The 22,523-nt window shown below is 61.4% G+C and carries 22 protein-coding genes; 14 read left to right on the forward strand and 8 right to left on the reverse strand.

What is annotated here, in order from left to right:
* Positions 1 to 2: 2 nt before the first annotated feature.
* Positions 3 to 1,454: an alkaline phosphatase gene (locus NCG91_RS20475; RefSeq protein WP_369812240.1), complete on the reverse strand. Its 1,452-nt coding sequence runs from the start codon at positions 1,452 to 1,454 to the stop codon at positions 3 to 5.
* Between the two features lie 269 nt (positions 1,455 to 1,723).
* On the opposite strand from NCG91_RS20475, the gene NCG91_RS20480 reads away from it, so the two are divergent.
* The 4 genes from NCG91_RS20480 to NCG91_RS20495 all read left to right on the forward strand — a co-directional run bounded on the left by NCG91_RS20480 (position 1,724) and on the right by NCG91_RS20495 (position 5,381).
* Entirely contained in the window at positions 1,724 to 2,593 is an 870-nt protein-coding gene (locus tag NCG91_RS20480) for an MBL fold metallo-hydrolase (RefSeq protein WP_077399502.1), read from the forward strand.
* 20 nt (positions 2,594 to 2,613) lie between these two features.
* Entirely contained in the window at positions 2,614 to 3,270 is a 657-nt protein-coding gene (locus NCG91_RS20485) for a DsbA family protein (RefSeq protein ID WP_251350990.1), read from the forward strand.
* Between the two features lie 93 nt (positions 3,271 to 3,363).
* The gene (locus NCG91_RS20490; protein ID WP_251350991.1) at positions 3,364 to 4,827 is read left to right on the forward strand and encodes a catalase; all 1,464 of its coding nucleotides are present in this window, start codon (positions 3,364 to 3,366) and stop codon (positions 4,825 to 4,827) included.
* Between the two features lie 170 nt (positions 4,828 to 4,997).
* Positions 4,998 to 5,381 carry a hypothetical protein gene (locus tag NCG91_RS20495; RefSeq protein WP_251350992.1) on the forward strand — a complete coding sequence of 128 codons (384 nt, stop codon included), beginning with the start codon at positions 4,998 to 5,000 and terminating at the stop codon, positions 5,379 to 5,381.
* Between the two features lie 52 nt (positions 5,382 to 5,433).
* Here NCG91_RS20495 and NCG91_RS20500 read toward each other — a convergent pair whose 3' ends face one another.
* The 4 genes from NCG91_RS20500 to NCG91_RS20515 form a co-directional block, all read right to left on the reverse strand.
* Entirely contained in the window at positions 5,434 to 9,012 is a 3,579-nt protein-coding gene (locus NCG91_RS20500; RefSeq protein WP_251350993.1) for an ABC transporter permease/M1 family aminopeptidase, read from the reverse strand.
* Between the two features lie 10 nt (positions 9,013 to 9,022).
* Entirely contained in the window at positions 9,023 to 9,916 is an 894-nt protein-coding gene (locus NCG91_RS20505) for an ABC transporter ATP-binding protein (RefSeq protein WP_035824559.1), read from the reverse strand.
* 203 nt (positions 9,917 to 10,119) lie between these two features.
* Complete coding sequence (locus NCG91_RS20510) at positions 10,120 to 11,316, reverse strand: ABC transporter permease (RefSeq protein ID WP_077399518.1); 1,197 nt, start codon at positions 11,314 to 11,316, stop codon at positions 10,120 to 10,122.
* A 3-nt stretch (positions 11,317 to 11,319) separates the two neighbouring features.
* On the reverse strand, positions 11,320 to 12,099 hold the full coding sequence (locus NCG91_RS20515; protein WP_251350994.1) for an ABC transporter ATP-binding protein: 780 nt from the start codon (positions 12,097 to 12,099) through the stop codon (positions 11,320 to 11,322).
* Positions 12,100 to 12,247: 148 nt separating this feature from the next.
* Between NCG91_RS20515 and NCG91_RS20520 the strand changes: the two genes are divergently transcribed.
* Together NCG91_RS20520 and coq7 are read left to right on the forward strand one after the other, a co-directional pair.
* Positions 12,248 to 12,679 (forward strand): hypothetical protein, encoded by a 432-nt coding sequence (locus tag NCG91_RS20520; protein ID WP_077399521.1) that lies wholly within the window; start codon positions 12,248 to 12,250, stop codon positions 12,677 to 12,679.
* Between the two features lie 85 nt (positions 12,680 to 12,764).
* The gene (coq7, locus tag NCG91_RS20525; RefSeq protein ID WP_251350995.1) at positions 12,765 to 13,409 is read left to right on the forward strand and encodes a 2-polyprenyl-3-methyl-6-methoxy-1,4-benzoquinone monooxygenase; all 645 of its coding nucleotides are present in this window, start codon (positions 12,765 to 12,767) and stop codon (positions 13,407 to 13,409) included.
* A gap of 160 nt (positions 13,410 to 13,569) precedes the next feature.
* Here coq7 and NCG91_RS20530 read toward each other — a convergent pair whose 3' ends face one another.
* Positions 13,570 to 13,998 carry an OsmC family protein gene (locus NCG91_RS20530; RefSeq protein WP_251350996.1) on the reverse strand — a complete coding sequence of 143 codons (429 nt, stop codon included), beginning with the start codon at positions 13,996 to 13,998 and terminating at the stop codon, positions 13,570 to 13,572.
* A gap of 225 nt (positions 13,999 to 14,223) precedes the next feature.
* Here NCG91_RS20530 and rplM point away from each other — a divergent pair, with 225 nt between their 5' ends.
* The 5 genes from rplM to erpA all read left to right on the forward strand — a co-directional run bounded on the left by rplM (position 14,224) and on the right by erpA (position 17,198).
* On the forward strand, positions 14,224 to 14,652 hold the full coding sequence (gene rplM / locus NCG91_RS20535) for a 50S ribosomal protein L13 (RefSeq protein ID WP_010393282.1): 429 nt from the start codon (positions 14,224 to 14,226) through the stop codon (positions 14,650 to 14,652).
* Positions 14,653 to 14,661: 9 nt separating this feature from the next.
* A complete protein-coding gene (gene rpsI / locus NCG91_RS20540; protein WP_010393285.1) occupies positions 14,662 to 15,054 on the forward strand; it encodes a 30S ribosomal protein S9 in 393 nt (130 codons plus the stop codon).
* A gap of 169 nt (positions 15,055 to 15,223) precedes the next feature.
* Positions 15,224 to 16,261: an N-acetyl-gamma-glutamyl-phosphate reductase gene (gene argC / locus NCG91_RS20545; RefSeq protein ID WP_251350997.1), complete on the forward strand. Its 1,038-nt coding sequence runs from the start codon at positions 15,224 to 15,226 to the stop codon at positions 16,259 to 16,261.
* Positions 16,262 to 16,351: 90 nt separating this feature from the next.
* Positions 16,352 to 16,741 (forward strand): bactofilin family protein, encoded by a 390-nt coding sequence (locus NCG91_RS20550; protein WP_077408960.1) that lies wholly within the window; start codon positions 16,352 to 16,354, stop codon positions 16,739 to 16,741.
* 94 nt (positions 16,742 to 16,835) lie between these two features.
* Complete coding sequence (gene erpA / locus NCG91_RS20555) at positions 16,836 to 17,198, forward strand: iron-sulfur cluster insertion protein ErpA (RefSeq protein ID WP_029496047.1); 363 nt, start codon at positions 16,836 to 16,838, stop codon at positions 17,196 to 17,198.
* A 185-nt stretch (positions 17,199 to 17,383) separates the two neighbouring features.
* Here the strand turns inward: erpA and NCG91_RS20560 are convergent, their stop codons facing one another.
* Both NCG91_RS20560 and NCG91_RS20565 read right to left on the reverse strand, forming a co-directional pair.
* Positions 17,384 to 18,475 carry an anhydro-N-acetylmuramic acid kinase gene (locus NCG91_RS20560; RefSeq protein ID WP_251350998.1) on the reverse strand — a complete coding sequence of 364 codons (1,092 nt, stop codon included), beginning with the start codon at positions 18,473 to 18,475 and terminating at the stop codon, positions 17,384 to 17,386.
* A gap of 156 nt (positions 18,476 to 18,631) precedes the next feature.
* On the reverse strand, positions 18,632 to 19,999 hold the full coding sequence (locus tag NCG91_RS20565; protein WP_077399536.1) for a M23 family metallopeptidase: 1,368 nt from the start codon (positions 19,997 to 19,999) through the stop codon (positions 18,632 to 18,634).
* 154 nt (positions 20,000 to 20,153) lie between these two features.
* Between NCG91_RS20565 and tyrS the strand changes: the two genes are divergently transcribed.
* Genes tyrS through NCG91_RS20580 form a run of 3 tightly spaced genes read left to right on the forward strand, consistent with a single transcriptional unit; the run spans position 20,154 to position 22,522 of the window.
* The gene (gene tyrS, locus NCG91_RS20570) at positions 20,154 to 21,419 is read left to right on the forward strand and encodes a tyrosine--tRNA ligase (protein ID WP_251350999.1); all 1,266 of its coding nucleotides are present in this window, start codon (positions 20,154 to 20,156) and stop codon (positions 21,417 to 21,419) included.
* Complete coding sequence (gene dtd, locus NCG91_RS20575) at positions 21,416 to 21,865, forward strand: D-aminoacyl-tRNA deacylase (RefSeq protein ID WP_251351000.1); 450 nt, start codon at positions 21,416 to 21,418, stop codon at positions 21,863 to 21,865. The genes tyrS and dtd overlap by 4 nt, the downstream gene beginning before the upstream one ends.
* Positions 21,866 to 21,883: 18 nt before the next feature.
* Positions 21,884 to 22,522, forward strand: a complete 639-nt coding sequence (locus NCG91_RS20580; RefSeq protein WP_251351001.1) for a YbhB/YbcL family Raf kinase inhibitor-like protein — start codon at positions 21,884 to 21,886, stop codon at positions 22,520 to 22,522.
* The last annotated feature ends 1 nt before the right edge of the window (position 22,523 follow it).

A 22,523-nucleotide genomic window follows, 5' to 3' on the forward strand; every position in this document is an offset into this window, starting at 1 on the left:
GATTACAGACCGCCGGCGGTCTTGACCAGGCCGAATACTTTGGTGTTTTCGATGGTGCCTAGGAAGGTTTCCGAACCCTTGCCGATGGCGCCCAGGAAGACGTCGGTGCCGCCGTGGGTTTCATTGCCGACCGCGGTGCGGATCACTGCTTCCTGGTGGTAATTATTGGCGCTGGTGACGGTTTCATCGAGGCTGGCCATGGCGGCGCGGCTCGACTGGGTGCGGTTTTCGCCATTGCCGAAGCCGATGATCGAATACGGTGCGCCATCCAGGTCTTTCTCGACCGCGCCGGTCACGTAGTTCTTCACCACGCCCAGCACGCCAGGGTTGCCGGCAGCCGTCTTGCCCGTGCGCTTGGCGTAGCCGTTCAGCACCAGCGTGTGGTCATGGTCGGCCGTGACGACGATCAGGGTATTGGCCAGGGTCGGATCGGTCAGCTTGGCTTTTTCGATGGCGGCCTTGATGGCGTTGTCGAACGCGACGGTGTCTTGCAGCGCTTTCTTGGCGGTCGTTTCGTGCAGCGCATGGTCGATGCGGCCGCCTTCGACCATCAGGAAGTAACCCTTCTTGTTCTTCGCCAGCACGTCCATGGCCTTGGTGGTCATTTCCGCCAGGCTAGGTTCCTTCGCTGCGTCGCGGTCCAGGTCGTAGCTCATGTGGCTGGACGTGAACACGCCGAACAAACGGTCCGTCTTGGCCGCATCGACGGCCTTGAAGTCGGTGGCGTTGTTGGCGACCGTGTAGCTTTTGGCTTTCAATTCGGCGATCAGGTCGCGGCCGTCGGAACGCTTGCCGCCATCCTTGAATTGCGTGAAGAATTGCGCGCCGCCACCGAGGACCACTTCCAGGCCGGTGGTGCCTAGGGCGCTGTTGTAGCCCGTGCCGCCCGGCACCAGGGCCGCGGCGATATCGTTTTCCAGGTCGCGGTGGCAGATGTGCGAGTAGGTTGCGGCCGGCGTGGCGTGCGTCACGCGCGCCGTGCTGACGACACCGGCGGCGAAGCCCTTGGCCTTGGCCAGTTCCAGCAAGGTGGTGGCGGGCGTGCCGTTGCCGGTGCCGCATTTGTTGACCAGCTTGTTGTTATTCGCATCCGTGCCCGGATCGATGGCGACCGTGTTGGCCGACATGGAAATGACTTCATTGTTCATCTTGACGCCGGTCATGTAGGCGGCCATCGATGGCGCGCTGTCCGTCACTTGCGCGTCGTTCGAGTACGTTTTCACGAAGGCCGTTTCCGGCAGGGTGTCCATGGTCAGCGCACCCTCTTCGCCCACGGAATAGATGCGCGCGGCCGTCATGGTGGTCAGGCCCATGCCATCGCCAAGGAAGAAGATGACGTTTTTCGGCGGCGCTTCAGCCACTGTCTCTTCTTTTTTTGCGTCGCTGCCGCAGGCGGCCAGCATCAGGGTGATGGCGACGCTGCAGCCAGCGACGGAAATTTTTCTGCGTGTCATGTGGTTCATCCGGCTAGGTTTGAAAGAGCTAGCAAGATAACAATCCAATGTGACACCCTCATGACGCTGTGACACATTTTGCGACGGCACTACGCCGCCGCAGTGGCGTGACTTTGGCACGCGCCGTCGTTGGAAAAATACGCCGTAGCGTGTTCGTCATCGCGTGATTGCATCGATATAAGCAACAAACTATTGCGCTTTACCTAGTTTTTCTACCGCTTTGAGCAACGTAAGATGCAGTCATCCCAATCATCTTGTGAAGGCGCATCATGTTCTCCAAATCCATCAGCAGCGTTCTTGTCTCCACCCTGTTTGCCGCCGGCGCCGCCTCGGCCGCCGCCAGCGCACCCCTGACCCTGGAAGTCTTCAATCCGGGCGAAGCGGCCATCTTTCCCGTCGCTTCCGTGCTGGTCGCGGGCAAGCATGACGCCGTGCTGATCGATGCGCAATTCTCGCGCGCCGAAGCGCAAAAACTGGTGGAAAAGATCCGCGCCAGCGGCAAGAAACTGACGACCGTGTACATCAGCCACAGCGATCCCGATTTTTACTTTGGCCTCGACGTGATCAAGGCTGCGTTCCCGCAGGCGAAAATCGTTGCCACGCCAGAAACCGTCGCGGAAATCCGCCGCAAGGCCGACGCCAAGGTCGCCTACTGGGGCCCGATCCTGAAAGACAACGCGCCGCACGGCATCGTCATCCCCGACGCGCTGAAGGGCAAGCGCATCAGCCTGGAAGGCCAGTCGCTGGACATCGCCGGCCCGACGCCAGCGCGCACCTATGTGTGGATTCCATCGATCAAGGCCGTCGTCGGTGGCGTGGTGCTGTTTGGCAACTTGCACGTGTGGACGGCCGATACGCAAAGCCTGCAATCGCGCCAGGACTGGCTCAAGACCCTGGACGGCATCGCCGCCCTGAAACCCGTCACCGTCGTACCGGGCCACTTCAAGGTCGGTTCGCCCCTGACGCCGGACAGCATCGGTTTTACGCGTGACTACCTGGTGACGTTCGAAGCGGAAACGGCCAAGGCCGCCAATTCGGCCGCCCTGATCGAAGCGATGAAACAGCATTATCCGAAGCTGGGCCTCGATGGCGCGCTGGAGACCAGCGCGAAGGTCGCCAAAGGCGAAATGAAATGGTAAGCGGCAACAAGGAGTCAAGCATGCCCACACTGCACTATATTTTCGACCCCCTGTGCGGCTGGTGCTACGGCGCCGCGCCGCTGGTCGAGGCGGCACGCGCCGTGCCCGGACTGACGCTGGCCTTCCACGCCGGCGGCATGATGACGGGCAGCAATCGCCGCCAGATCACGCCCGCCTGGCGCGGCTATGTGCTGCCGCACGACCGGCGCATCGAGCAATTGTCTGGCCAGCCCTTCGGCGACGCCTATATTAACGGCTTGCTGAACGACACCACGGCCATGATGGATTCCGAGCCGCCGATCACGGCCATCCTGGCGGCCGAATCGCTGGCTGGCAAGGGCCTGGACATGCTGCAACGCGTGCAGCGCGCCCATTACGTGGACGGCTTGCGCATCGCCGACCTGCCCGTGCTGGTGGCGCTGGCGCAAGAACTGGGCATGGACGGCGCCGCCTTCCAGGCCGCATATGCGCAACAGGCGGGCGCCGCCACGCAGCGGCATATCGAGGCCAGCCGCGCCTTGCTGGCGCAGGTGGGCGGACAGGGCTTTCCTACCTTCGTGCTCGACGATGGCAGCGGCAAGCTGTCCGTGATCGATATCGGCGGCTTCCTGGGCCAGCCGGCGAAACTGCAGGCACAACTGGGTGGCGTGTGCGATGCGCAAGGTTGTGCATTGTAAATATCTATCGGTTCGATAAAATCAATTAGCTTTTCCTTTGTTGTTGACCTCGTTACACTAGTTCTATTAGTCAACAACGAAGGAAAAGCAGCCATGAGCCAACAGCCGCCATTCAGTACCGCCTCGGGCATCCCCGTCGCCGACAACCAGAATTCCCTCAGCGCCGGCCCCCGTGGCCCCTTGCTGCTGCAAGACTTCCACCTGATCGAAAAACTCCAGCATTTCAACCGCGAGCGCATTCCCGAGCGCGTGGTGCACGCGAAAGGGTCGGGCGCCTACGGCACCTTTACCGTCACGCACGACATTTCACGCCATACCAAGGCCAAGCTGTTCAGTGAAGTGGGCAAGCAGACGGCCACCTTCGCGCGCTTTTCCACCGTCGGTGGCGAACGCGGCAGCGCCGACACGGAACGCGACCCGCGCGGTTTCGCCGTGCGCTTCTATACGGAAGAGGGCAACTGGGACCTCGTCGGCAACAACACGCCCATGTTCTTCATCAAGGACCCGATCAAGTTCCCCGACTTTGTCCACACGCAAAAGCGCGATCCGCAAAGCAACTTGAAATCGGCGGAAATGATGTTCGATTTCTGGAGCCATGCGCCGGAAAGCTTGCACCAGGTCACCATGCTGTTCTCGGACCGCGGCACGCCGGATGGCTACCGCCACATGGATGGTTTCGGCAGCCACACGTATAGCCTGATCAATGCCGACGGCCAGCGCGTGTACGTGAAATGGCACTTCAAGACGCGTCAGGGCATCAAGAACCTGCCTGCCGCGGAAGCGGGCCGCCTGGCTGGTGCCGACCCCGACTACGCCCAGCGCGACCTGTTCGGCGCCATCGAACGCGGCGATTTCCCCCAGTGGGAAGTCAAGCTGCAGGTGGCGACGCAGGAGCAACTCGATGCATGGGAGCAGCGCACGGGCTGGAACCCGTTCGATTTGACGAAAGTGTGGCCGCATGCGGACTTCCCGCTGCTGCCAGTCGGTATTTTCGAGCTGAACCGCAACCCGGACAATTACCACGCGGAAGTCGAGCAAGCGGCCTTTTCACCGGCCAACGCCGTGCCCGGCATGGGGTATTCACCGGACAAGATGCTGCAAGGCCGCTTGTTCGCCTACCATGACGCCCAGCTGTACCGGGTCGGCACCAACCACCAGCACTTGCCCGTGAATGCGGCCCGCTGCCCCTTCCACAACCAGCAGCGCGATGGCGGCATGGCGATCAACAATGGCGGCGCGGCGCGCAACTATGCGAACGTGGCGGCGGCCGGCACGCAGCCGCAAGGGCTGGGCCACGGCGAGCCGGCGCTGGACCTGGCCGGCGGCGCGGCGCGCTACGATGGCCGCGGCGTGGAAGATGATTACACGCAAGCCGGCAATCTGTTCCGTTTGATGTCGGTGCAGGCGAAGCAAAACCTGTTCGACAACCTGGCCGGTCCCTTGAGCCAGGTGCGGCCGGAAACCCTGCAGCGTCAGCTGGGCCACTTCGACCGTGCCGATGCCGCGTATGGCGCCGGCGTGCGGGCCGCCTTGCAGGCGCGTGGCGTGGTGCTGTAATTATGTGTTGCAGGCGGAACAAGCTTGTTCCGCCTGTTGTTGATACAGCACAAATTAGAGGGAGATACCAAATATTGCCGTATGGACATATTTGCCGCCCATGCGTAGACTTGTCGGTCTGATGATCGCGCGGCCTTCCTGGCAGCGTCCTGACTAGAAAGTCTTGTAATATGAATATGGCGAAGCTGTCGGTGCATGGGGACGACCCCACGCTCAAATCCATCCTCGAAGTCTTGCCCACGGATCCCGAACGGCAATGGCGCAAGGGCGAGGCGAAGGGCGCGGGCCGCGTGCATCTCGATTCCGGCTTCGAGGTGCTGATCGCGCAGGCATCCAAATCGCAAGTGTTGCCCTCGCGCATACGCAGCTACCTGGCCGAATGCCGCTCGCGCGGCGTCAGCTTCACCATGCCGCGTATCGTTGCCGAGCTGCAACTGGAGCTGAATGGCGACGACACGGTCGACTCTCCGCTGGATCTGACCCTGGCCGACATGCAGCACCTGACGGAAATGGGTATCAGCCTGAGCCTGGTGACGCGTTGCGCCGAGGCTTGAAAAGCGCCTGAGAGTAAAAAAATGGCCACCTTTCCAGGGTGGCCATTTTTTGTCATGGTTCGGCGATGTCGACGGTGACCATATTGTCATCGGGCTTGCGGTCGATCAGCTTGTTGTCCGGATCGATGCCCGCCTTGCCGGGACGGCTGCCCACGATGACGGTATAGCTCGCTTCGCGCGCCGTCATGCGCAGGCGTTCGCGCAGCAGCGGATGGCCATTCGCGTCGTCGACGCCGATCTCGATCCAGTCGTGCAGGGGCGCGTCGTGCTCCTCGCCCTGTTCGCCGGCCGTCAACTTGCTCGCCTGCACTTTCACGGTGACGGCGTACTTGCCGTCGCTGCGTTTCGTGGCCGTGGCCGACAGGGCACGGTTGTCGAACAGCACGATTTTCTCGAACAGGTCGTCGATCAGGTAAGCCTGCTCGGGCGGCGTGACCTGGCGCAAGCCGGCAATCAGTGCCGTCACGCTGGCATACGGCGGGCCTTTCTGGCCATGCGTCTTCAGCAACTCGCGCAGCACGCCGTTGACCTTGTCTTCGCCGATGATGTCTTGCAGCAAATACATGGCCAGGCTGCCCTTGTTGTAGTGGATGTAGGGCTGGTTTTCATTCTCGGCCAGCGGCAATTCCTTCTTGCGCTCTTCGCTGCGTCCCATCAGGTATTGATTCAGGTCATAGCGCAGGAAGCGGCGCATCTTGGCCGGCCCCACGGTTTTCTTCATCACCATCAGGGCCGAATATTCAGCCAGGGTTTCGCTGAGCACGGTAGCGCCCCGTGTATTGCCGCCCACCAATTGATGCGCCCACCACTGGTGCGCCACTTCATGCGCCGTCACGTAGAACGGATAATCGATATCCTTGGGATTCTTGTCATCGACCCTGGCGATGAAGCCCAGCCCTTCCGAGTACGGTATCGTGTTCGGGAACGATTGCGCAAACGTGGCGTAGCGGGGGAATTCGACGATGCGCAGGACCTTGTGCTGGTAGGGGCCGAAGTTCTTCGTGTAGTACTCGAGCGCTTCCTTGCTGCCGCGCACGAAGCGATCGAGGTTGTATTCATGGCCAGGGTGGTAATACACGTCGATGGCCACGTCTTGCCAGCGCTCGTGCTTGACGGCGTAGCGGGCCGACTGGAACGCGTAAAAATTCAGGATCGGCTGTTCCATCGTGTAATGGAAGTAATGGCGGCCCTTGGCGATCCAGTCGTTGTCCAGCATGCCCGGCGCGATGGCCGTCTGGCCGTCGACGGTACTGACGGTGGCGTCGAAGTTGATGCGGTCGGCGTCGTTGCTGATGTAATTGTCGGCCAGCCCCCGTGCATCGTCGCGCGGCAAGGCCCGTTCGCGCGCCGGCAAGCCGTGTTTCTTGCGGTCGCGCGGGTCCGTCAATTCCTGCTGCGGCTGGTAGCCGATGTGGGGCAGCACGGCATTCGTGAAGAAGGTGCCGTTGGCCACCACGGGCGTGTCCTGGCCCAGGCCGAAGATGCCGCGCGGCGCAAAGCGGACGTCGAAATCGAGGCCCAGGGTGGCGCCCGGCGCCAGCGGCGCGGCCAGGCGGTAGCTGTAAAAGCCCAGCTTGCCGTCATCGAGGCCGGGATGCACGCGCGCGTCAAAACGCAGGCGCATGGTGGAGCTCGGATCTTGCTGCACAAAAATGTGGCTGATCGGCAGGCTGGTCTTGTTTTGCAGCACATAGCGGCCCGTGACGGCCAGGGTGCGCTGCGCCGGGTAGATGGCCACGTCGAGTTTCACGTCGGTGATTCTCGGCTGCGGCGTGGCGGCAAACTTGCGGTACTGGCGCTCGACTGTGGCGCGGTCCGCATCGCGGGCGAATTCGGACTTGTAATCGTTGGCCACGTGGTAGACGTAGAACAGCACCGCGCCGGCGCCGACGAAGATCAGGGCGCCGCCGGCAAAGCTGGCCAGCACGCCCTGCGTCAGGCCGTGGCGCGCCAGGCGCAGGCGGATGCGCCAGCTGTCCTGCGCGCCGCGGGGCCAGAACAGCAGCGACAGCACCGTCAGCATGACGGCCGCGCCGCTCCAGTACAGCAAGTACCAGCGTTCGCGCAACAGATAGTGGCCGGCGCCGTTCATGGCCGAATACACGAAGTCCGGCGTGTTGCCGTACAGCAGCAGCGGATCGCCCAGGCCCAATGAGGAAAAGCTGATGCTGGCGATGTGGTACAGGATCATGGCGAAATACGCCAAATACTTGTGATTGATCAACACCTGCAAAAAGATGGCCAGCACGGCGATCAGCGCGTAGGACGGCAGGTGCGACAGGAACAGCGATTCCAGGTACAGGCCGGGGTCGAGGCGGTAATAACCCTTGAAGACCTGGATCGACATGCCGCACAGCATGATTACCAGGCTCAGCAAGGCCTGCAGGCCGATCAGCGCAAACAGTTTCGACAGCAGGGGCAGCCAGTTCGGCACGGGCAGGGCGTCGAGCATCAAGTGCGTGCCCGCCTCGCGTTCGCGCCACACCAGTTCGCCCGCATAGAAAGTGGTAATGATCAGCATGAACAGGGCGAACGAGGCGCTGACCATGTCCAGCACCCTTTCCGTCACGGGATACGTATTCGTGCCGTAGATGGAGCCCATGTCGAGCGCGCCGCCATACATGGTCAGCACGCCGGCCAGCACGATGACGACAAAATAGATGTTCTTGATGGTTTCGCGCAGATTCAGCCAGCTCATCTTGAGGAGCAGGGCGGCCAGGTTGCGCTGCGCGAAGTCCGGTGTTTCCTGCGTGGACAGCGACGCGTTCGACAGGCGCAGCGGGACGTCGCCCTCGCTGCGGCGCTTGCCGGCGCCCGCGTCCGTCGTGGCGTGGAACTGGAAGCGCCAGTAGCCGAGCAGCAATGCCACGAGGGCGAAGCCGGACCAGATGGCGCGGTTCAGCAAATACACGCCTTCCAGGGTCACCAGGCGCGTGTTGCGCTCCGCGTTCGGCCAGTATTCCGTCAGGCGTATCAGCGCCGTGGTGCCGAAGGGGTCGATCAGGGCGGCCAGGGTCTTGTAGTCGAGGTCGCGCGCCAGGGACGGGGCCACCAGGTAGCCGATCAGCATGACCACCGAGCTGATGTAGACGGGCAGCATGCGCCGCGTCAGGGCCGCGATGACGAAGAAGATGGCGCCAAAGATGAACAGGTTCGGCAGCAAGGTAAACACATACGGCATCAGGTAGGCCAGCGCCCGTTGCGGCCCCAGCCGTTCCGGGTCGATGCCGGGCAGCCAGGCGCCCAGCCAGGCACCGATGACGATGCTGGAAAACACGACGGCCAGCACCAGCCAGGCGCCGAGGAAGCGGCCGAACACGTACTGGTATTTCCGGATCGGCGCGCTGAAGAAGAAATGCTGCATGCCGTATTCGAAATCCTGCTGCACCGAACGGCCCATCATGGCGGCCACCACGACGGCGCCGAAACAGCCCAGCAGGCTGCACGTGAACGCCAGCGAGCGGGGCGCGTTGATCAGGAACTTGCCGCCGAAACTGATGCTCGCTTCCTTGAAGACGCCGCCGGCGGCGGCCATCCACAGCATGGCCAGCGCCAGGAACATGGCGAAATACACCCAGGTGGACAGCAGCTTGAGCCGCTGTCGCGCTTCAAAGCGGGCGATGGCAAACATGGCGCGCCCCTCAGTCGCACTGCGGGGCGACGCGGTGGCGCCCGGCAATGGTGGCGAAATACAGGTCTTCCAGGTCGCCGATGGCTTCCTCGAAGCCGTCGCCCGGGTCGTCGTCGCTGTAGACGTGGATCAAGGTACGGCCCGACAGCAAGCGCGTGGAAATGACGGCGTGGCGCTGCTGGAAGCTGGCCAGCTCTTTCTTCTCGACGAAGCGCGCCCAGATCTTGCAGCTGACTTCGTCGATCAGTTCCTGGGTCTTGCCGCACAGCAGCAAATGGCCCTTGTTGATGATGGCCATGTTGGCGCACAGGTCGGCCACGTCGGACACGATGTGGGTCGACAGGATCACCGTCTTGTCTTCGCCGATGTCGGACAGCAGATTATGGAAGCGGACTCTTTCCTGCGGGTCGAGGCCGGCCGTCGGCTCGTCGACGATGATCAGTTTCGGGTCGCCCAGCAGGGCTTGCGCGATGCCGAAGCGCTGGCGCATGCCGCCGGAAAAGCTGCCCAGGCGCTGGTGGCGCACGTCGAACAGGTTGGTTTGCTGCAACAGGCCATCGACGACCTCGCGCCGGCGCGCCCGCTGCGACAAGCCTTTCAAGGTGGCAAAGTGGTCGAGCAGCTCGTAGGCCGTCACTTTCGGGTACAGGCCGAAGTCCTGCGGCAGGTAGCCGAGCATGCGGCGGATCTCGTCCTTGTCGTCGAGCACGTCGTAGTCGCCGAAGAAAATGGAGCCGGAATCGCATTCCTGCAAGGTGGCCAGGGTGCGCATCAGGGTCGACTTGCCGGCGCCATTCGGGCCCAGCAAGCCAAACATCCCGGGCGGTATCGTCAGCGACACGTTATCCAGCGCCACCACGCCATTCGCGTAGGTCTTCGACAATTTGCGAATCTGCAATTCCATACAACTCCTAACTCATGCGTTGCAGCCCGATGGTGCAGGGCTTCTGTATGCTGGCATTGTATTGAATTTAAGACGTACTGGGCAGTTGCATGCGATACACGGCATTTTCGCGTGACCAGAGTGCAATTGGGCGGAGTGGACGGCGCGCCCGTATGGGACTTCCGTGGGGGCCTGTTTCGCCCCGCTGGCGCGCCGCGTGACTATCAATTACGGAATAGCACCGATTCGCGGTTAAACCACCAGCGGCACAGCATCAGCAGGGCGCCCGCGATCACCGTGGTCGAGGCGAGGATCACGCCGAACATGCGGTAATCCATGGTGCCCTTGACCAATTCCTTCATGGCCAGCGACACGTTGGTCAGCGGCACCATGGCCCACATCCAGTTCAGCTCGACGCCGGGCAGCATGGCCGCTACCGTGGGCAGGATGACGAACAGCATCAATGGCGTGATCATGCCGGCCGCTTCCTTGTAGCTTTTCGCGTAGATCGAGATCGACAGCAGCAGCGAGGCGAAGATGGCGGCCGTTGGCACCAGCATCAGGGTCACCATGGCCAGGTCGGGCAAGCCGATGCTGCGCACCATGACGGCCATGTTGCCTTCCAGCGAACTGCCGAAGATGGCCAGCAGGGCACCCATGCTGCCCACCATCAACACGGCCGACGTCATGCCCACCGTAAACAGCACGAGGAATTTGGCCAGCACGATGGCGCTGCGCGGCACGGGCGCTAGCAGCAGGGTTTCCAGCGTGCCCCGCTCCTTTTCGCCGGCGCCCAGGTCGATGGCCGGATACATGGCCGCCGTCAGGCATACCATCAGCAGCAAATAGGGCAGCATGCCGCCGACGATGGCGCCCATCTGCTCGCGCTCGTTGGCCGTCGACTGTTTGTCGAGCACGATGGGGTGCAGGGCAAAGGCCAGCTGGGCCGGACTCAGGTTCAGGGCCGACAGCGCGCTTTCGCGCAGGCTGGCGTTGTACGCCTCGACGATCTCGCGCACCCGCTGCTGGGTCACGTCGACCGTGCTGGCGCTGTTGTAGTGCAGCACTACCTTCGTTTGCTGCTGTTGCTGCAGCGATGCTTCAAAATGCGGCGGAATGACGACGGCGAACTTGATGGTGTCGTCGCCGATGGCGCGGCGGATGTCGCCCTCGCTGGCCAGCGGCACTTCGCGCAGGTTGTGCTGCTGGGCAAAACGCCCGCTCAAGCCGGGCGAATGGTCCTTGCCGAACAGGGCGTAGCGCATTTCCGCCGTTTTCGCGTTCTTGAACATATTGCTTGAAACATAAGCGAAGCCGCCAAAGATCAGCGGCATGGCAAAGATGGGGATGAGGATGGTGAAGATCAGCGTCTTGCGGTCGCGCGTGAGTTCCAGCAACTCTTTCACATAAATGGTCCACATGGCTCAGGCTCCCTGGTTGATGACGCTGACAAAGGCGTCGTACAGATCGGCACTGCCGCCCAGGTGGCGCAGTTCGCTGACCGTGCCATTGAAGGCGGTGGTGCCGCGGTTGATGATGCAGACGCGGTCGCACAGCTTTTCCACCTCGTGCAGGTGGTGCGTGGAAAAGATCAGCGGCACGCGCAGCGCCTTGTAGCTGGCGATGAAGTCGAGCAAGATCTTGGCCGACATCACGTCCAGGCCCGTCGTCGGCTCGTCGAGGATCACCACCTGCGGTTCGTGCACGACGGTGCGGGCGATCGCGCACTTCTGTTTCATGCCCGTCGACAATTGATCGGCCCGCTTACTACCGTATTCCTCCATTTGCAGCAGGGAAAACAGTTCGTCGCAGCGGCGTTTCAGCTTGTCGGCCGGCATGCCATGCAGGCGGCCGAAATATTCCACGTTCTCGCGCGCCGTCAGGCGGCCATACAAGCCTGTCGAGCCGGACAGGAAGCCGATGCTCTGGCGCGCCACCAGCGGCTGGCGCAGCACGTCGACGCCGTTGACGAGGGCGCTGCCCGCGTCCGCCTGCAAGGCCGTCGACAGCAGGCGCAGGGTGGTGGTCTTGCCGGCGCCATTCGGGCCCAGCAGGCCCAGCACTTCGCCGGGGGCGCAGCTGAAACTGACGTCGCGCACGGCGTGAAACCAGCCCTCGTGTTCGCGCGGATCGCTGACGTGCGCGGCCTTGCCCTTGTGGGGCGGCATGCGGAAACGTTTTGCCAGGTGCTTGACCTCAATCATGTGCTTCATCCATTTAACGGTGAAGAATGAGAGTAGCATGCAAAAAATGTAACTTGCAAGGTGGAAATATCGTTTGGTCTATTGAAAAAAACAGCATCTTCATGCAAGCTGGCCCGGTGGGCGCCGGCGGACGGCGCGGGAGAGCGCAATGCAAACGATCGATCAGGCGATGCAGGACAAGGTACTGGCCGTGGCGCGCGCCGGCATGACCAGTGCCGAAGCCATCGGTTTCTTCCGCGTCAGCCTCGGGCTGTACTACCTGGCGGGCCTGATGACGGAGGAAACCCTCGATTTCAAGCAGATCGACGCGAAGTACAACCGTTTTATCTACCACTCGATAGGTGGCGGGCACAGCATCGCCAGCGTGCTGCAATTCATGAGCGGCGAGAAAGTCTTGCGCGTGCTGCAAGCGGAGCGTTTTCGCGCCGCGTTTGCCGAACATTGCCCGGACATCCCCGTCGACAGCATTTCCTTCCTGATTTCACTGAACCTGGGCGTGGCGAAAAGCCTGTCCGGCCTGGACGCCGTCGGCCCCGTGGTGGACTGGATCGAGCGGGAAAAAGCGCGCACAAGTCAATAAAGCCCCGTTCACCCTGCGCGCGGCGTGGGTACGGCTGGCCCTGATCGTCCTATAATCCATGTTTTCCCTTACATGAATAGCCACGATGACCGCGAACCGCCACTTTGACCCCCTGGATCGTTTGATTGTTGGCGCCGACAAGGCCCTGCGCGTCATGGCGGGCGTGGCTTCGGCCTCGCGCCCCACGCCGGCCGTGCATGCGCCGGATGCGGAACTGAGCGCGGCCGAACAGCGCCACAGCGCCGGCTTGATGCGCGTCAACCATGTGGGCGAAGTGTGCGCGCAAGCCTTGTACAACTCGCAGGCGCGCTATGCGCACAGCCCGGCCATCCGCGCCCAGTTCGACGAAGCGGGACGCGAAGAGGAAGACCACCTGGCCTGGACGGCGCAGCGCCTGACGGAGCTGGGCTCGCGTCTGAGCCTGCTCAATCCCCTGTGGTATGCGGGTTCGTTTGCGCTGGGCACCATCGCCGCGCGCATGGGCGACGGCCGCAGCCTGGGTTTCGTGGTGGAAACGGAACGCCAGGTGGAAGCGCACCTGGCCAGCCACTTGCAGGAATTGCCGCCGCAGGACGCCAAGTCGCGCGCCATTGTGAAACAGATGGCCATCGATGAGGTGGAGCACGGCGCCGCCGCCCAGCGACTGGGCGCCATCGGCACCCCGGCGCCCGTGAAGGCGTTGATGGGCATTATGGGGAAAGTGATGACGAAAACCGCGTATTACATTTAAAACAAAGGCGCTCTGAAGAGCGCCTTTTTTATGCATGCCTGAGCCGTGAAACGCCTGACAAAACCGTAGCGAGCGGAAGGGAGAGGTGGTCGAGAAGCGCAACCGTGCTGGTGCACGGTGAGCATCGCAGGCCGCCTATACCGACGCGCAGTAGGTTTGGTCAGGCGCTTTCTTCGATGATCTCGAAGGAATGGGTGATCTCCGCCGTCTTGGCCAGCATGATCGATGCCGAGCAATATTTGTCATGCGACAAGGCTACGGCCCGTTCGACTGCGGTGGGTTTCAGGGCCTTGCCGCGCACGGTGAAGTGGAAGTGGATCTTGTTAAACACTTTCGGGTCGGTGTCGGCGCGGTCGGCCTTCAGGGTCACTTCGCAGCCGCTGACGGCTTCGCGCCCGCGTTTCAGGATCAGCACCACGTCATAGGCGGTGCAGCCGCCCGTGCCCAGCAAGACCATTTCCATGGGGCGCGGCGCCAGGTTGTGGCCGCCGCCGTCGGGCGCGCCATCCATGGTTACCAGGTGGCCGGAACCCGTTTCTGCCCGAAAACTCATGCCCGACGGGCCATTCCAGCTGACTTTGCATTCCATCGTACTCTCCGAAAATTGTAAGCGTTTTGTATTGTAATAGAGGAATGCCCATCCATGTGCCGCCCGCCGGGCCGCAGCCGGCCTCGATTGCAGCTTGACGCGGCAAGGCAAAGCCGCTTATACTTGTCGGCTTTCCGTTCGCTCAGGAAAAGTAAATAAGGCAGAGTCCGCATAGCAGCATCGGCGGAACCACCATTTGAGCGTGTAATCTATTAGGAAGTCAACATGAAAACATTTTCCGCTAAAGGACATGAAGTCCAGCGCGATTGGTTCGTGGTTGACGCGACGGACAAAGTCCTCGGACGTGTTGCCAGCGAAGTGGCACTCCGACTGCGCGGCAAACACAAACCAGAATTTACTCCTCACGTCGATACCGGCGACTTCATCGTCGTCATCAACGCAGGCAAACTGCGTGTGACCGGTACCAAAGCTACTGAGAAAATTTACTACCGTCACTCTGGCTACCCAGGCGGCATCTACGAAACCAACTTCCAGAAAATGCAACAGCGTTTTCCAGGTCGCGCGCTTGAGAAAGCGGTCAAAGGCATGCTGCCTAAAGGCCCACTCGGCTACGCAATGATCAAGAAGCTGAAAGTGTACGCGGAAGGTTCCCATCCGCACGCTGCTCAGCAACCTAAAGCACTTGTTCTCTAAGGAACTGACATGATCGGTAATTACAATTATGGAACCGGCCGTCGCAAAAGTGCAGTGGCTCGGGTTTTTATCAAAGTTGGCACAGGCTTGATCGTTGTTAACGGCAAACCAGCAAACGAATACTTTTCGCGCGAAACGGGTCTGATGGTCATCCGTCAACCACTGGAACTGACCGGCAATGTCGAGCGTTTCGACATCAAAGTCAACGTCCATGGCGGCGGTGAGTCGGGCCAGGCTGGTGCAGTTCGTCACGGCATCACCCGCGCTCTGATCGACTACGATGCAGCGTTGAAACCGGAACTGGCGAAAGCCGGCTTCGTGACCCGCGATGCACGTGAAGTCGAGCGTAAAAAAGTTGGTCTGCGCAAAGCACGTCGCGCAAAGCAATTCTCGAAGCGTTAATTTCTACGCTACAGCACCTTCCGGGGTGCTGGTCGAAAAGCCGCTGGACTTCGGTCTCGCGGCTTTTTTGCATTTCAGCGTGACTCGGCGTTGCGCTGTAAAATACGCGGAAATCCCGTGGGGACTGTCTCCCCTCCATCTCTATGCAATATATACACAAGGAAAGAACATGATCAAAGTTGGCATCGTCGGCGGCACTGGATACACGGGCGTGGAATTGCTGCGCTTGCTCGCTACCCATCCAGATGTCGAGTTGACGGCGATTACTTCGCGCAAGGAAGATGGCTTGCCCGTTGCTGACATGTATCCTTCCCTGCGTGGCCACGTGAAACTGGCGTTTTCCTCGCCCGACAAAGCCAATCTGGAGCAGTGCGACGTGGTCTTCTTTGCCACCCCGCACGGTGTTGCGATGGCGCAAGCTCCAGCCCTGCTGGCCGCCGGCGTGAAAGTCATCGACCTGGCCGCCGACTTCCGCCTGAAAGACCAGGCCAAGTTCGAGCAGTGGTACAAGATTCCCCACACGGCGCCCGAGCTGATCGAACAGGCCGTGTACGGCTTGCCGGAACTGAACCGCGAAGACATCAAGCAAGCGAAGCTGATCGCCAACCCCGGTTGCTACCCGACCACCATGCAGCTGGGCTTTTACCCGCTGCTCAAGGCGGGCCTGGTCAACGCGGGCGGCTTGATCGCCGATTGCAAGTCGGGCGTGTCCGGCGCCGGCCGCAAGGCGGAAATCGGCATCCTGTTCTCGGAGGCAAGCGACAGCTTCAAGGCCTACGGCGTGGCCGGCCACCGCCACTTGCCGGAAACGACGGCGCAATTGCAGCGTTTCACGGACGAGAAAGTGGCGCTGACCTTCACGCCGCACCTGGTGCCGATGATCCGCGGCATGCATTCGACCCTGTACGCGCAGCTGAACAAGGATGTCAGCAATGAAGAATTGCAATCCTTGTTCGAAGAGCAATACAAGGATGAGCCTTTCGTCGACGTGATGCCGTTCGGCTCGCACCCGGAAACCCGCTCCACGCGCGGCTCGAACATGCTGCGCCTGGCCTTGCACCGTCCCGAAGGCGGCAATACCGTCGTCGTGCTGGTGGTGCAGGACAACCTGGTCAAGGGTGCAGCGGGCCAGGCCGTGCAATGCATGAACTTGATGTTTGGCCTGAAAGAAACGGCTGGTTTGCAACATATCGCCGTGATGCCTTAAATATAGGCACAGGCGTTTGCGCAGGTCCGGCGCCTTTTTGCCGGACCTGTGATAAATTGGACTGCCACGTACCCCGACAGGATGACGTTCATGTTCGAGCGCAACGCGAAAAACCCCATCGATACCCTGATCGGCGCTTCCACGCGGATCGAGGGCGACTTGCTGTTTTGCGGCGGTCTGCGCATCGACGGCCATGTGCGCGGCAACGTCACGGGCGAGCCGGGCGACCCCACCTATGTGGTGCTGGGCGAGGCGGGCCGCATCGATGGCGAGGTGCGCTGCTCGAGCCTGGTCGTCAGCGGCGAGATCAACGGCCCCGTGTATGTGTCCGAAATGCTTGAAATCCAGCCAAAAGCCCGCATTGTAGGAGAGGTCTATTACAAGGTGCTGGAAATGCACAGCGGCGCGCAAGTGCAGGGCAAGCTCAGCCGCCACGACAGCGCCGACCCCGTGCTGCACCTGGCCGTGTCGGAAATGTGAGCAGGAACAACACCCGCCAGCCGCGCCAGCGGCGGCCGCAGCGTGACTTGCGCCAACAGTCTATAATGAGGCTATGTTTTCTGAGGAGTCTGAAATGAATGCAGTCGCTGAAATGCAAGATGTGATCCCTTCGCCTATCATCTTTACCGATAGCGCCGCCGAAAAAGTCGCGCAGCTGATCGAGGAAGAAGGCAATCCCGACCTGAAATTGCGCGTGTTCGTGCAGGGTGGCGGCTGTTCCGGCTTCCAGTACGGCTTCACCTTCGACGAAATCGTCAATGAAGATGACACCACCATGGTCAAGAACGGCGTCCAGCTGTTGATCGATTCCATGAGCTACCAGTACCTGGTCGGCGCGGAAATCGACTACAAGGATGACCTGGAAGGTGCGCAGTTCGTGATTAAAAACCCTACCGCGACGTCCACCTGCGGTTGCGGTTCGTCTTTCTCGGTATAAGCACACCCGAGAAAACGCCCATGGCGGCGTTGCATTGCCTCGCCGTACTATTCGTACTGTCTTCGGTAATGCGCCTTGCCCTGAACGTTTTTCATGCGCGCCGGTTTACAGGCGCAGCGTAAAAATAGCGGATCGATGATCCGCTATTTGTGTTTCTGGAATACTTGTTCCTGATCAACGCGGTATCAGCGCGGGTATAGCGCGCCCAGTACCCGCAAGCCCTGCGCACCCGTCACGGCCGGCAAGTTGCCCGGCTTGCGCTGCGTAAAGCGCCAGGCCAGCCACGCAAAGGCCAGCGCCTCGACCTGGCTGGGCGCCACGCCCAATGCTTGCGTGGACTCCACCGCCATGCCCGGCAATTCGGCGGCCAGCGCCGCCATCAGGCTGGCGTTCTGCGCCCCGCCGCCACACACATACACGGTTTCCGCCTGCGCCCCGTCGCGCAGGATGGCGCGCGCCAGGCTGACAGCCGTCAGCTGGGTCAATGTCGCCTGCACGTCGGCGGGCAGGGCGGTGGGGTAATTGGCCAGCTTGGCGCTGAGCCAGTCGGCATGGAACAGGTCACGGCCCGTGCTTTTCGGCGCCGGCAAGTCAAAATAGGGCTCATCGAGCAAATCCGCCAGCAGGGCGGGGATGACCTGGCCCGTGGCGGCCCAGGCGCCGTTGGCGTCGTAGGGCTGGCCCAGGTGCCGCAAGACCCAGCCATCCATCAGCGCATTGCCGGGACCCGTGTCGTAGCCCGTCACCGTGCCATCCGCATGCAGCACGCTGATATTGCTGATGCCGCCGATATTGGCCAGCACGCGCGTGTGGCCCGGCAGATTGAAAATGGCCTGGTGAAAGGCCGGCACCAGCGGCGCGCCCTGGCCGCCGGCCGCCACGTCGCGGCTGCGCAAGTCCGCGATGACGTCGATGCCCGTCAATTCGGCCAGCAGGGCCGGATTGTTCAACTGGCGCGTAAAACCCAGCTCGGGGCGGTGGCGGATGGTCTGGCCATGCGCGCCGATGGCGGCGATGGCGTCCGCGACGATGCCCGCGTTGCTTAAAAGCATGGCGACGCAATCGGCGTAGTGGCGCACGAGTTGATTGGCCGCCAGCGCTTCGCGTTCGATTTCATTCTGGCCGGCACTTTGCAAGGCCATCAGGTCGTCGCGCAGGCTGGCGGGGAAGGGAATGTACGCATCGCCCAGGCTGCGCGTGCCCTCGTCGGAAAAGTCGACCAGCGCGCCGTCGACGCCATCGAGGCTGGTACCCGACATTAAACCGATATACAGCATGGGGTTTTCCTTGAATACGTAAGTGGTGAGGTGCATTGTGCCGCATTTGTGCCGCACGCAAAAGCGCGCGGGGAAAACAAAAGCACGCGGGAAAAAACAAAGGCACCGGCCATCTGCATGGGCGGTGCCTCTATTGTTGCCCGAAGGCCGTGTTGCTTAACGCGACGCCAGGGCCGTGTCGTTCGGACGCAGCAGGGTGAAGCGGTGCATCATGTCAGCCGACACCATGCGGAAGCGGCTCAGCTCGGCGGCCGTCAATGGCGCCTGGGCTTGCACATTCAGCTTGCTTGGGTCTTGCGCCACGCCGCCAACGCGGAATTCATAGTGCAAATGGGCGCCCGTGGACCAGCCGGTGGTGCCGACATAGCCGATCACATCGCCCTGGCTCACTTTTTGACCTTTTTTCAGGCCCGAAGCGAAGCGGCTCATGTGCGCATAGGCGGTCGTGTAGTTGGCCCAATGTTTCAGAACAACAACATTGCCGTAGCCGTTTTGGCTGCCGACAGAATCGACCACGCCGTCGCCCGAAGCGCGGATAGGCGTGCCCGTTGCTGCGGCGAAATCGATGCCCTTGTGCGCTTTCCAGTTGCCGGAAATCGGGTGCACGCGCATGGAGAAGCCGGACGAGATGCGGGAGAATTCGAGGGGGGATTTCAGGAAGGCTTTTTTGAGGGACTTGCCGTCGAAACTGTAGTAACCGCCGCCTTGCTTGCTGGCTGGGTCTTCGAACCAAACGGACTGGTAAGTCGTGCCGCGGTTGGTGAATTCACCGGCCAGGATGCGGCCCGCTCGGACAAATTCGCCATCTTGCCAGAATGTTTCATAGACAACATTGAACGAGTCGCCGCGTTTCAGGTCGGAGCGGAAGTCGATATTGGTGGAGAACATTTCCACGATTTGCGCGGAAATCGAGTCTGGCAGGCGGGTGCCGTCCAGGCTGGAGTCGGTGGCGGCGAACAGGGTGGAGGTAATCTTGCGCGCGTGCATTTCAACGCGGCGTTCCAGCTGGGCTGCCACTTCCGTTGCCACGAACTTGTCGCCCTTGCGGGTGATCAGGATGTTCTTGACCGATTTGTCCGTGCCGTCGACGAGGGTGGCGCGCATCCAGTTGAGGTCGCCGTTTTCGGACGTTTGCGCTTGCACGCGCTTGCCCGATTTCAGCAACATCACGCCGCGCGCGATCTTGTCGGTTTTGATGAAATTGGCGGCCACCGGATCATCCACGCCGAGACGGGTCAGCAGGGTGGCGAGGGTATCGCCGGCGCGGACTTTTTCTTCGTGGGTGAAATTCTGGTCTACCTGTTCCATCGCGGAAATTTGCGAGGCGAGATCAGGCATTTCCAGGTTTTGGGCGATGGACGTCACCGGCAAATCGGATGCGTCGGGCGCCATGGGCGACACAGCGACCGCGCCGAAGGCGGCCACGGCGAGCAGCACTGCGGACACGCTGATAATGCGTGCCTTGCGTGTCGTCGCCAGCTGTGTGTACAAGCGTGAGCCTGTGATTTTATGTATAGGGTTCATGCAATCAGTTAAAATTTGCCCTTGAACGATTCGTGAACTAGTGCTCTTTGTTATTGTTATTTTGGTTCGTTTTCATACGGCAAGATTGATGGGATCGAGCATTATAGCAAACTCCGCAAACCTACTACCATTTTGAGATCTACAGTCAAATTTTATGGAAATCAACACCACCGCATCGCCTACAAAGGCTAACGCCGCTCAGACCGCGCTTCCGCTGTCGGACAGAGTACAAGAAGCCCTCGCGATTACCAAGCGTGGCGTCGACGAACTCTTGATCGAAAGCGAATTTGCGCAAAAATTAGCACGCTCCGAGAAAACCGGTGTTCCACTGCGCATCAAACTGGGCCTGGACCCGACTGCACCCGACTTGCATCTGGGCCATACCGTCGTGCTGAACAAGATGCGCCAGCTGCAAAACCTCGGCCATCAAGTCATTTTCCTCATCGGCGACTTCACATCCATGATCGGCGACCCTTCGGGCCGCAACGTCACGCGTCCGCCCCTGACCAAGGAACAGATCGAGATTAACGCGATGACGTATTTCGCGCAAGCATCTTTAGTGTTGGACGCCAGCAAGACCGAAATCCGCTATAACTCCGAGTGGTGCGATCCGCTGGGCGCGCGCGGCATCATCCAGCTCGCTTCCCACTACACGGTGGCGCGCATGATCGAGCGCGACGACTTCACCAAGCGCTTCCAGGGCGGCATTCCTATTTCCGTACATGAATTCCTGTACCCGCTGATGCAGGGCTACGACTCGGTGGCCCTGAAATCGGACCTGGAACTGGGCGGCACGGACCAGAAATTCAACCTGCTGGTGGGCCGCGAACTGCAAAAGCAGTACGGACAGGAGCAGCAGTGTATTTTGACCATGCCTCTGCTGGAAGGTTTGGACGGCGTGGAAAAAATGTCCAAGTCGAAGAATAACTACATCGGCATCACGGAACCGGGCAATACCATGTTCGCCAAGCTGATGAGCATTTCCGACGTCATGATGTGGCGCTACTACGAGCTGCTGTCGTGGCGCTCGATCGCCGAACTGGCGCAGCTGAGGCGCGAAGTCGAGGAAGGCCGCAATCCGCGCGATGCCAAGGTTGCGCTGGCGCAAGAGATCGTCGCCCGCTTCCACTCGCAGCAGGCGGCGGAAGATGCGCTGGCCGACTTCGTCAACCGCTCGAAGGGCGGCATCCCCGACGATATCCCGGAAGTGACCTTGGCTGGCGCCCCGCTGGGCATTCCGCAACTGCTGAAACAGGCGGGCCTGTGCCCATCGGCGTCGGAAGCCATGCGCAAGATCGACCAGGGCGGCGTGCGCATCGACGGCACCGTCATCAGCGACAAGGGCTTGCAAGTGGCAGCCGGTCAGTTCGTGTTGCAAGTTGGCAAGCGCAGCTTTGCGCGCGTCACCTTGACGGCATGATCGCGCTGCTGCAGCGCGTCACGCAGGCAAAGGTCGACGTGGCCGGCGCCACCATCGGCGCCATCGACGCGGGACTGATGGTGCTCGTGTGCGCGGAGCGGGGCGATACGGAGAAGGAAGCGGACGCCCTGCTGGCCAAGTTGCTCGGCTATCGCGTGTTTGCCGACGACGCGGGCAAGATGAACCGCAGTGTGACGGACGTGGCCGGCGGCTTGCTGCTGGTGCCCCAGTTCACCTTGGCGGCCGACACCAAGTCCGGCACGCGCCCGTCGTTTACGCCGGCGGCCGTGCCGCAGGACGGCTTGCGCCTGTTCACGTATTTCGTGGACCAGGCGCGCAGCCGCCATGCGACCGTGCAAACGGGACAGTTTGGCGCCGACATGCAAGTGTCGCTGACGAATGACGGCCCGGTGACCTTCTGGCTGCAAGTGAATGCCAAACAATAACTACAAGAGGAGCAAGCGATGAAATTGTGGAGCGAGACGTTTCGTGATGGCGGCCTGATGCCGGCCGATCATGCCTTTGCCGAGATCGATCCGGCCAGCCGCGTGCGCCTCGCCGGCAACCGCAATCCCCATCTGGCTTGGGACGAGGTGCCGAACGGCACCGAGTCGCTGGCCCTGTTCTGCATCGACCCCGATGCGCCGCAAGACGCCAGCCTGGTCAATGTTGAAGGCCAGGTCCTGCCGCTGACGGCGCCGCGCGGCGACTTTTATCACTGGAGCTTGCTCGACTTGCCGCCTGCCATGCGGGTTATTGCCGCCGGAGAATTTTCCAGCGGCATCACGCCGCGCGGCAAGGCTGCCGGGACTGCTACTGGGCTGCGCCAGGGCTTGAACGACTACACGGGCTGGTTTGCCGCCGACCCGGACATGGGCGGCGACTATTACGGCTACGATGGCCCATGCCCGCCGTGGAATGACGAGCGCATCCACCACTACATTTTCCGCCTGTATGCGCTCGACGTGCCGCAACTGGCCTTGCCCGAGCGTTTTACGGGGCAGCAGGCGCATGCCGCCCTGTACGGCCACATCCTCGACGAAGCCCAGCTCGTCGTCGCCTATTCGCTTCACCCCGAGTTGGCACTTACCCTGAAGAAATAAA

The organism is Janthinobacterium kumbetense (assembly GCF_023703445.1).
Classification (GTDB): Bacteria; Pseudomonadota; Gammaproteobacteria; order Burkholderiales; family Burkholderiaceae_D; genus Janthinobacterium; species Janthinobacterium kumbetense.

Coding starts and splice junctions, on each gene's coding strand:
- NCG91_RS20475 (WP_369812240.1), bottom strand. CDS start 1,454: ATGACACGCAGAAAAATTTCCGTCGCTGGCTGCAGCGTCGCCATCACC.
- NCG91_RS20480 (WP_077399502.1), top strand. CDS start 1,724: ATGTTCTCCAAATCCATCAGCAGCGTTCTTGTCTCCACCCTGTTTGCC.
- NCG91_RS20485 (WP_251350990.1), top strand. CDS start 2,614: ATGCCCACACTGCACTATATTTTCGACCCCCTGTGCGGCTGGTGCTAC.
- NCG91_RS20490 (WP_251350991.1), top strand. CDS start 3,364: ATGAGCCAACAGCCGCCATTCAGTACCGCCTCGGGCATCCCCGTCGCC.
- NCG91_RS20495 (WP_251350992.1), top strand. CDS start 4,998: ATGAATATGGCGAAGCTGTCGGTGCATGGGGACGACCCCACGCTCAAA.
- NCG91_RS20500 (WP_251350993.1), bottom strand. CDS start 9,012: ATGTTTGCCATCGCCCGCTTTGAAGCGCGACAGCGGCTCAAGCTGCTG.
- NCG91_RS20505 (WP_035824559.1), bottom strand. CDS start 9,916: ATGGAATTGCAGATTCGCAAATTGTCGAAGACCTACGCGAATGGCGTG.
- NCG91_RS20510 (WP_077399518.1), bottom strand. CDS start 11,316: ATGTGGACCATTTATGTGAAAGAGTTGCTGGAACTCACGCGCGACCGC.
- NCG91_RS20515 (WP_251350994.1), bottom strand. CDS start 12,099: ATGATTGAGGTCAAGCACCTGGCAAAACGTTTCCGCATGCCGCCCCAC.
- NCG91_RS20520 (WP_077399521.1), top strand. CDS start 12,248: ATGCAAACGATCGATCAGGCGATGCAGGACAAGGTACTGGCCGTGGCG.
- coq7 (WP_251350995.1), top strand. CDS start 12,765: ATGACCGCGAACCGCCACTTTGACCCCCTGGATCGTTTGATTGTTGGC.
- NCG91_RS20530 (WP_251350996.1), bottom strand. CDS start 13,998: ATGGAATGCAAAGTCAGCTGGAATGGCCCGTCGGGCATGAGTTTTCGG.
- rplM (WP_010393282.1), top strand. CDS start 14,224: ATGAAAACATTTTCCGCTAAAGGACATGAAGTCCAGCGCGATTGGTTC.
- rpsI (WP_010393285.1), top strand. CDS start 14,662: ATGATCGGTAATTACAATTATGGAACCGGCCGTCGCAAAAGTGCAGTG.
- argC (WP_251350997.1), top strand. CDS start 15,224: ATGATCAAAGTTGGCATCGTCGGCGGCACTGGATACACGGGCGTGGAA.
- NCG91_RS20550 (WP_077408960.1), top strand. CDS start 16,352: ATGTTCGAGCGCAACGCGAAAAACCCCATCGATACCCTGATCGGCGCT.
- erpA (WP_029496047.1), top strand. CDS start 16,836: ATGAATGCAGTCGCTGAAATGCAAGATGTGATCCCTTCGCCTATCATC.
- NCG91_RS20560 (WP_251350998.1), bottom strand. CDS start 18,475: ATGCTGTATATCGGTTTAATGTCGGGTACCAGCCTCGATGGCGTCGAC.
- NCG91_RS20565 (WP_077399536.1), bottom strand. CDS start 19,999: ATGAACCCTATACATAAAATCACAGGCTCACGCTTGTACACACAGCTG.
- tyrS (WP_251350999.1), top strand. CDS start 20,154: ATGGAAATCAACACCACCGCATCGCCTACAAAGGCTAACGCCGCTCAG.
- dtd (WP_251351000.1), top strand. CDS start 21,416: ATGATCGCGCTGCTGCAGCGCGTCACGCAGGCAAAGGTCGACGTGGCC.
- NCG91_RS20580 (WP_251351001.1), top strand. CDS start 21,884: ATGAAATTGTGGAGCGAGACGTTTCGTGATGGCGGCCTGATGCCGGCC.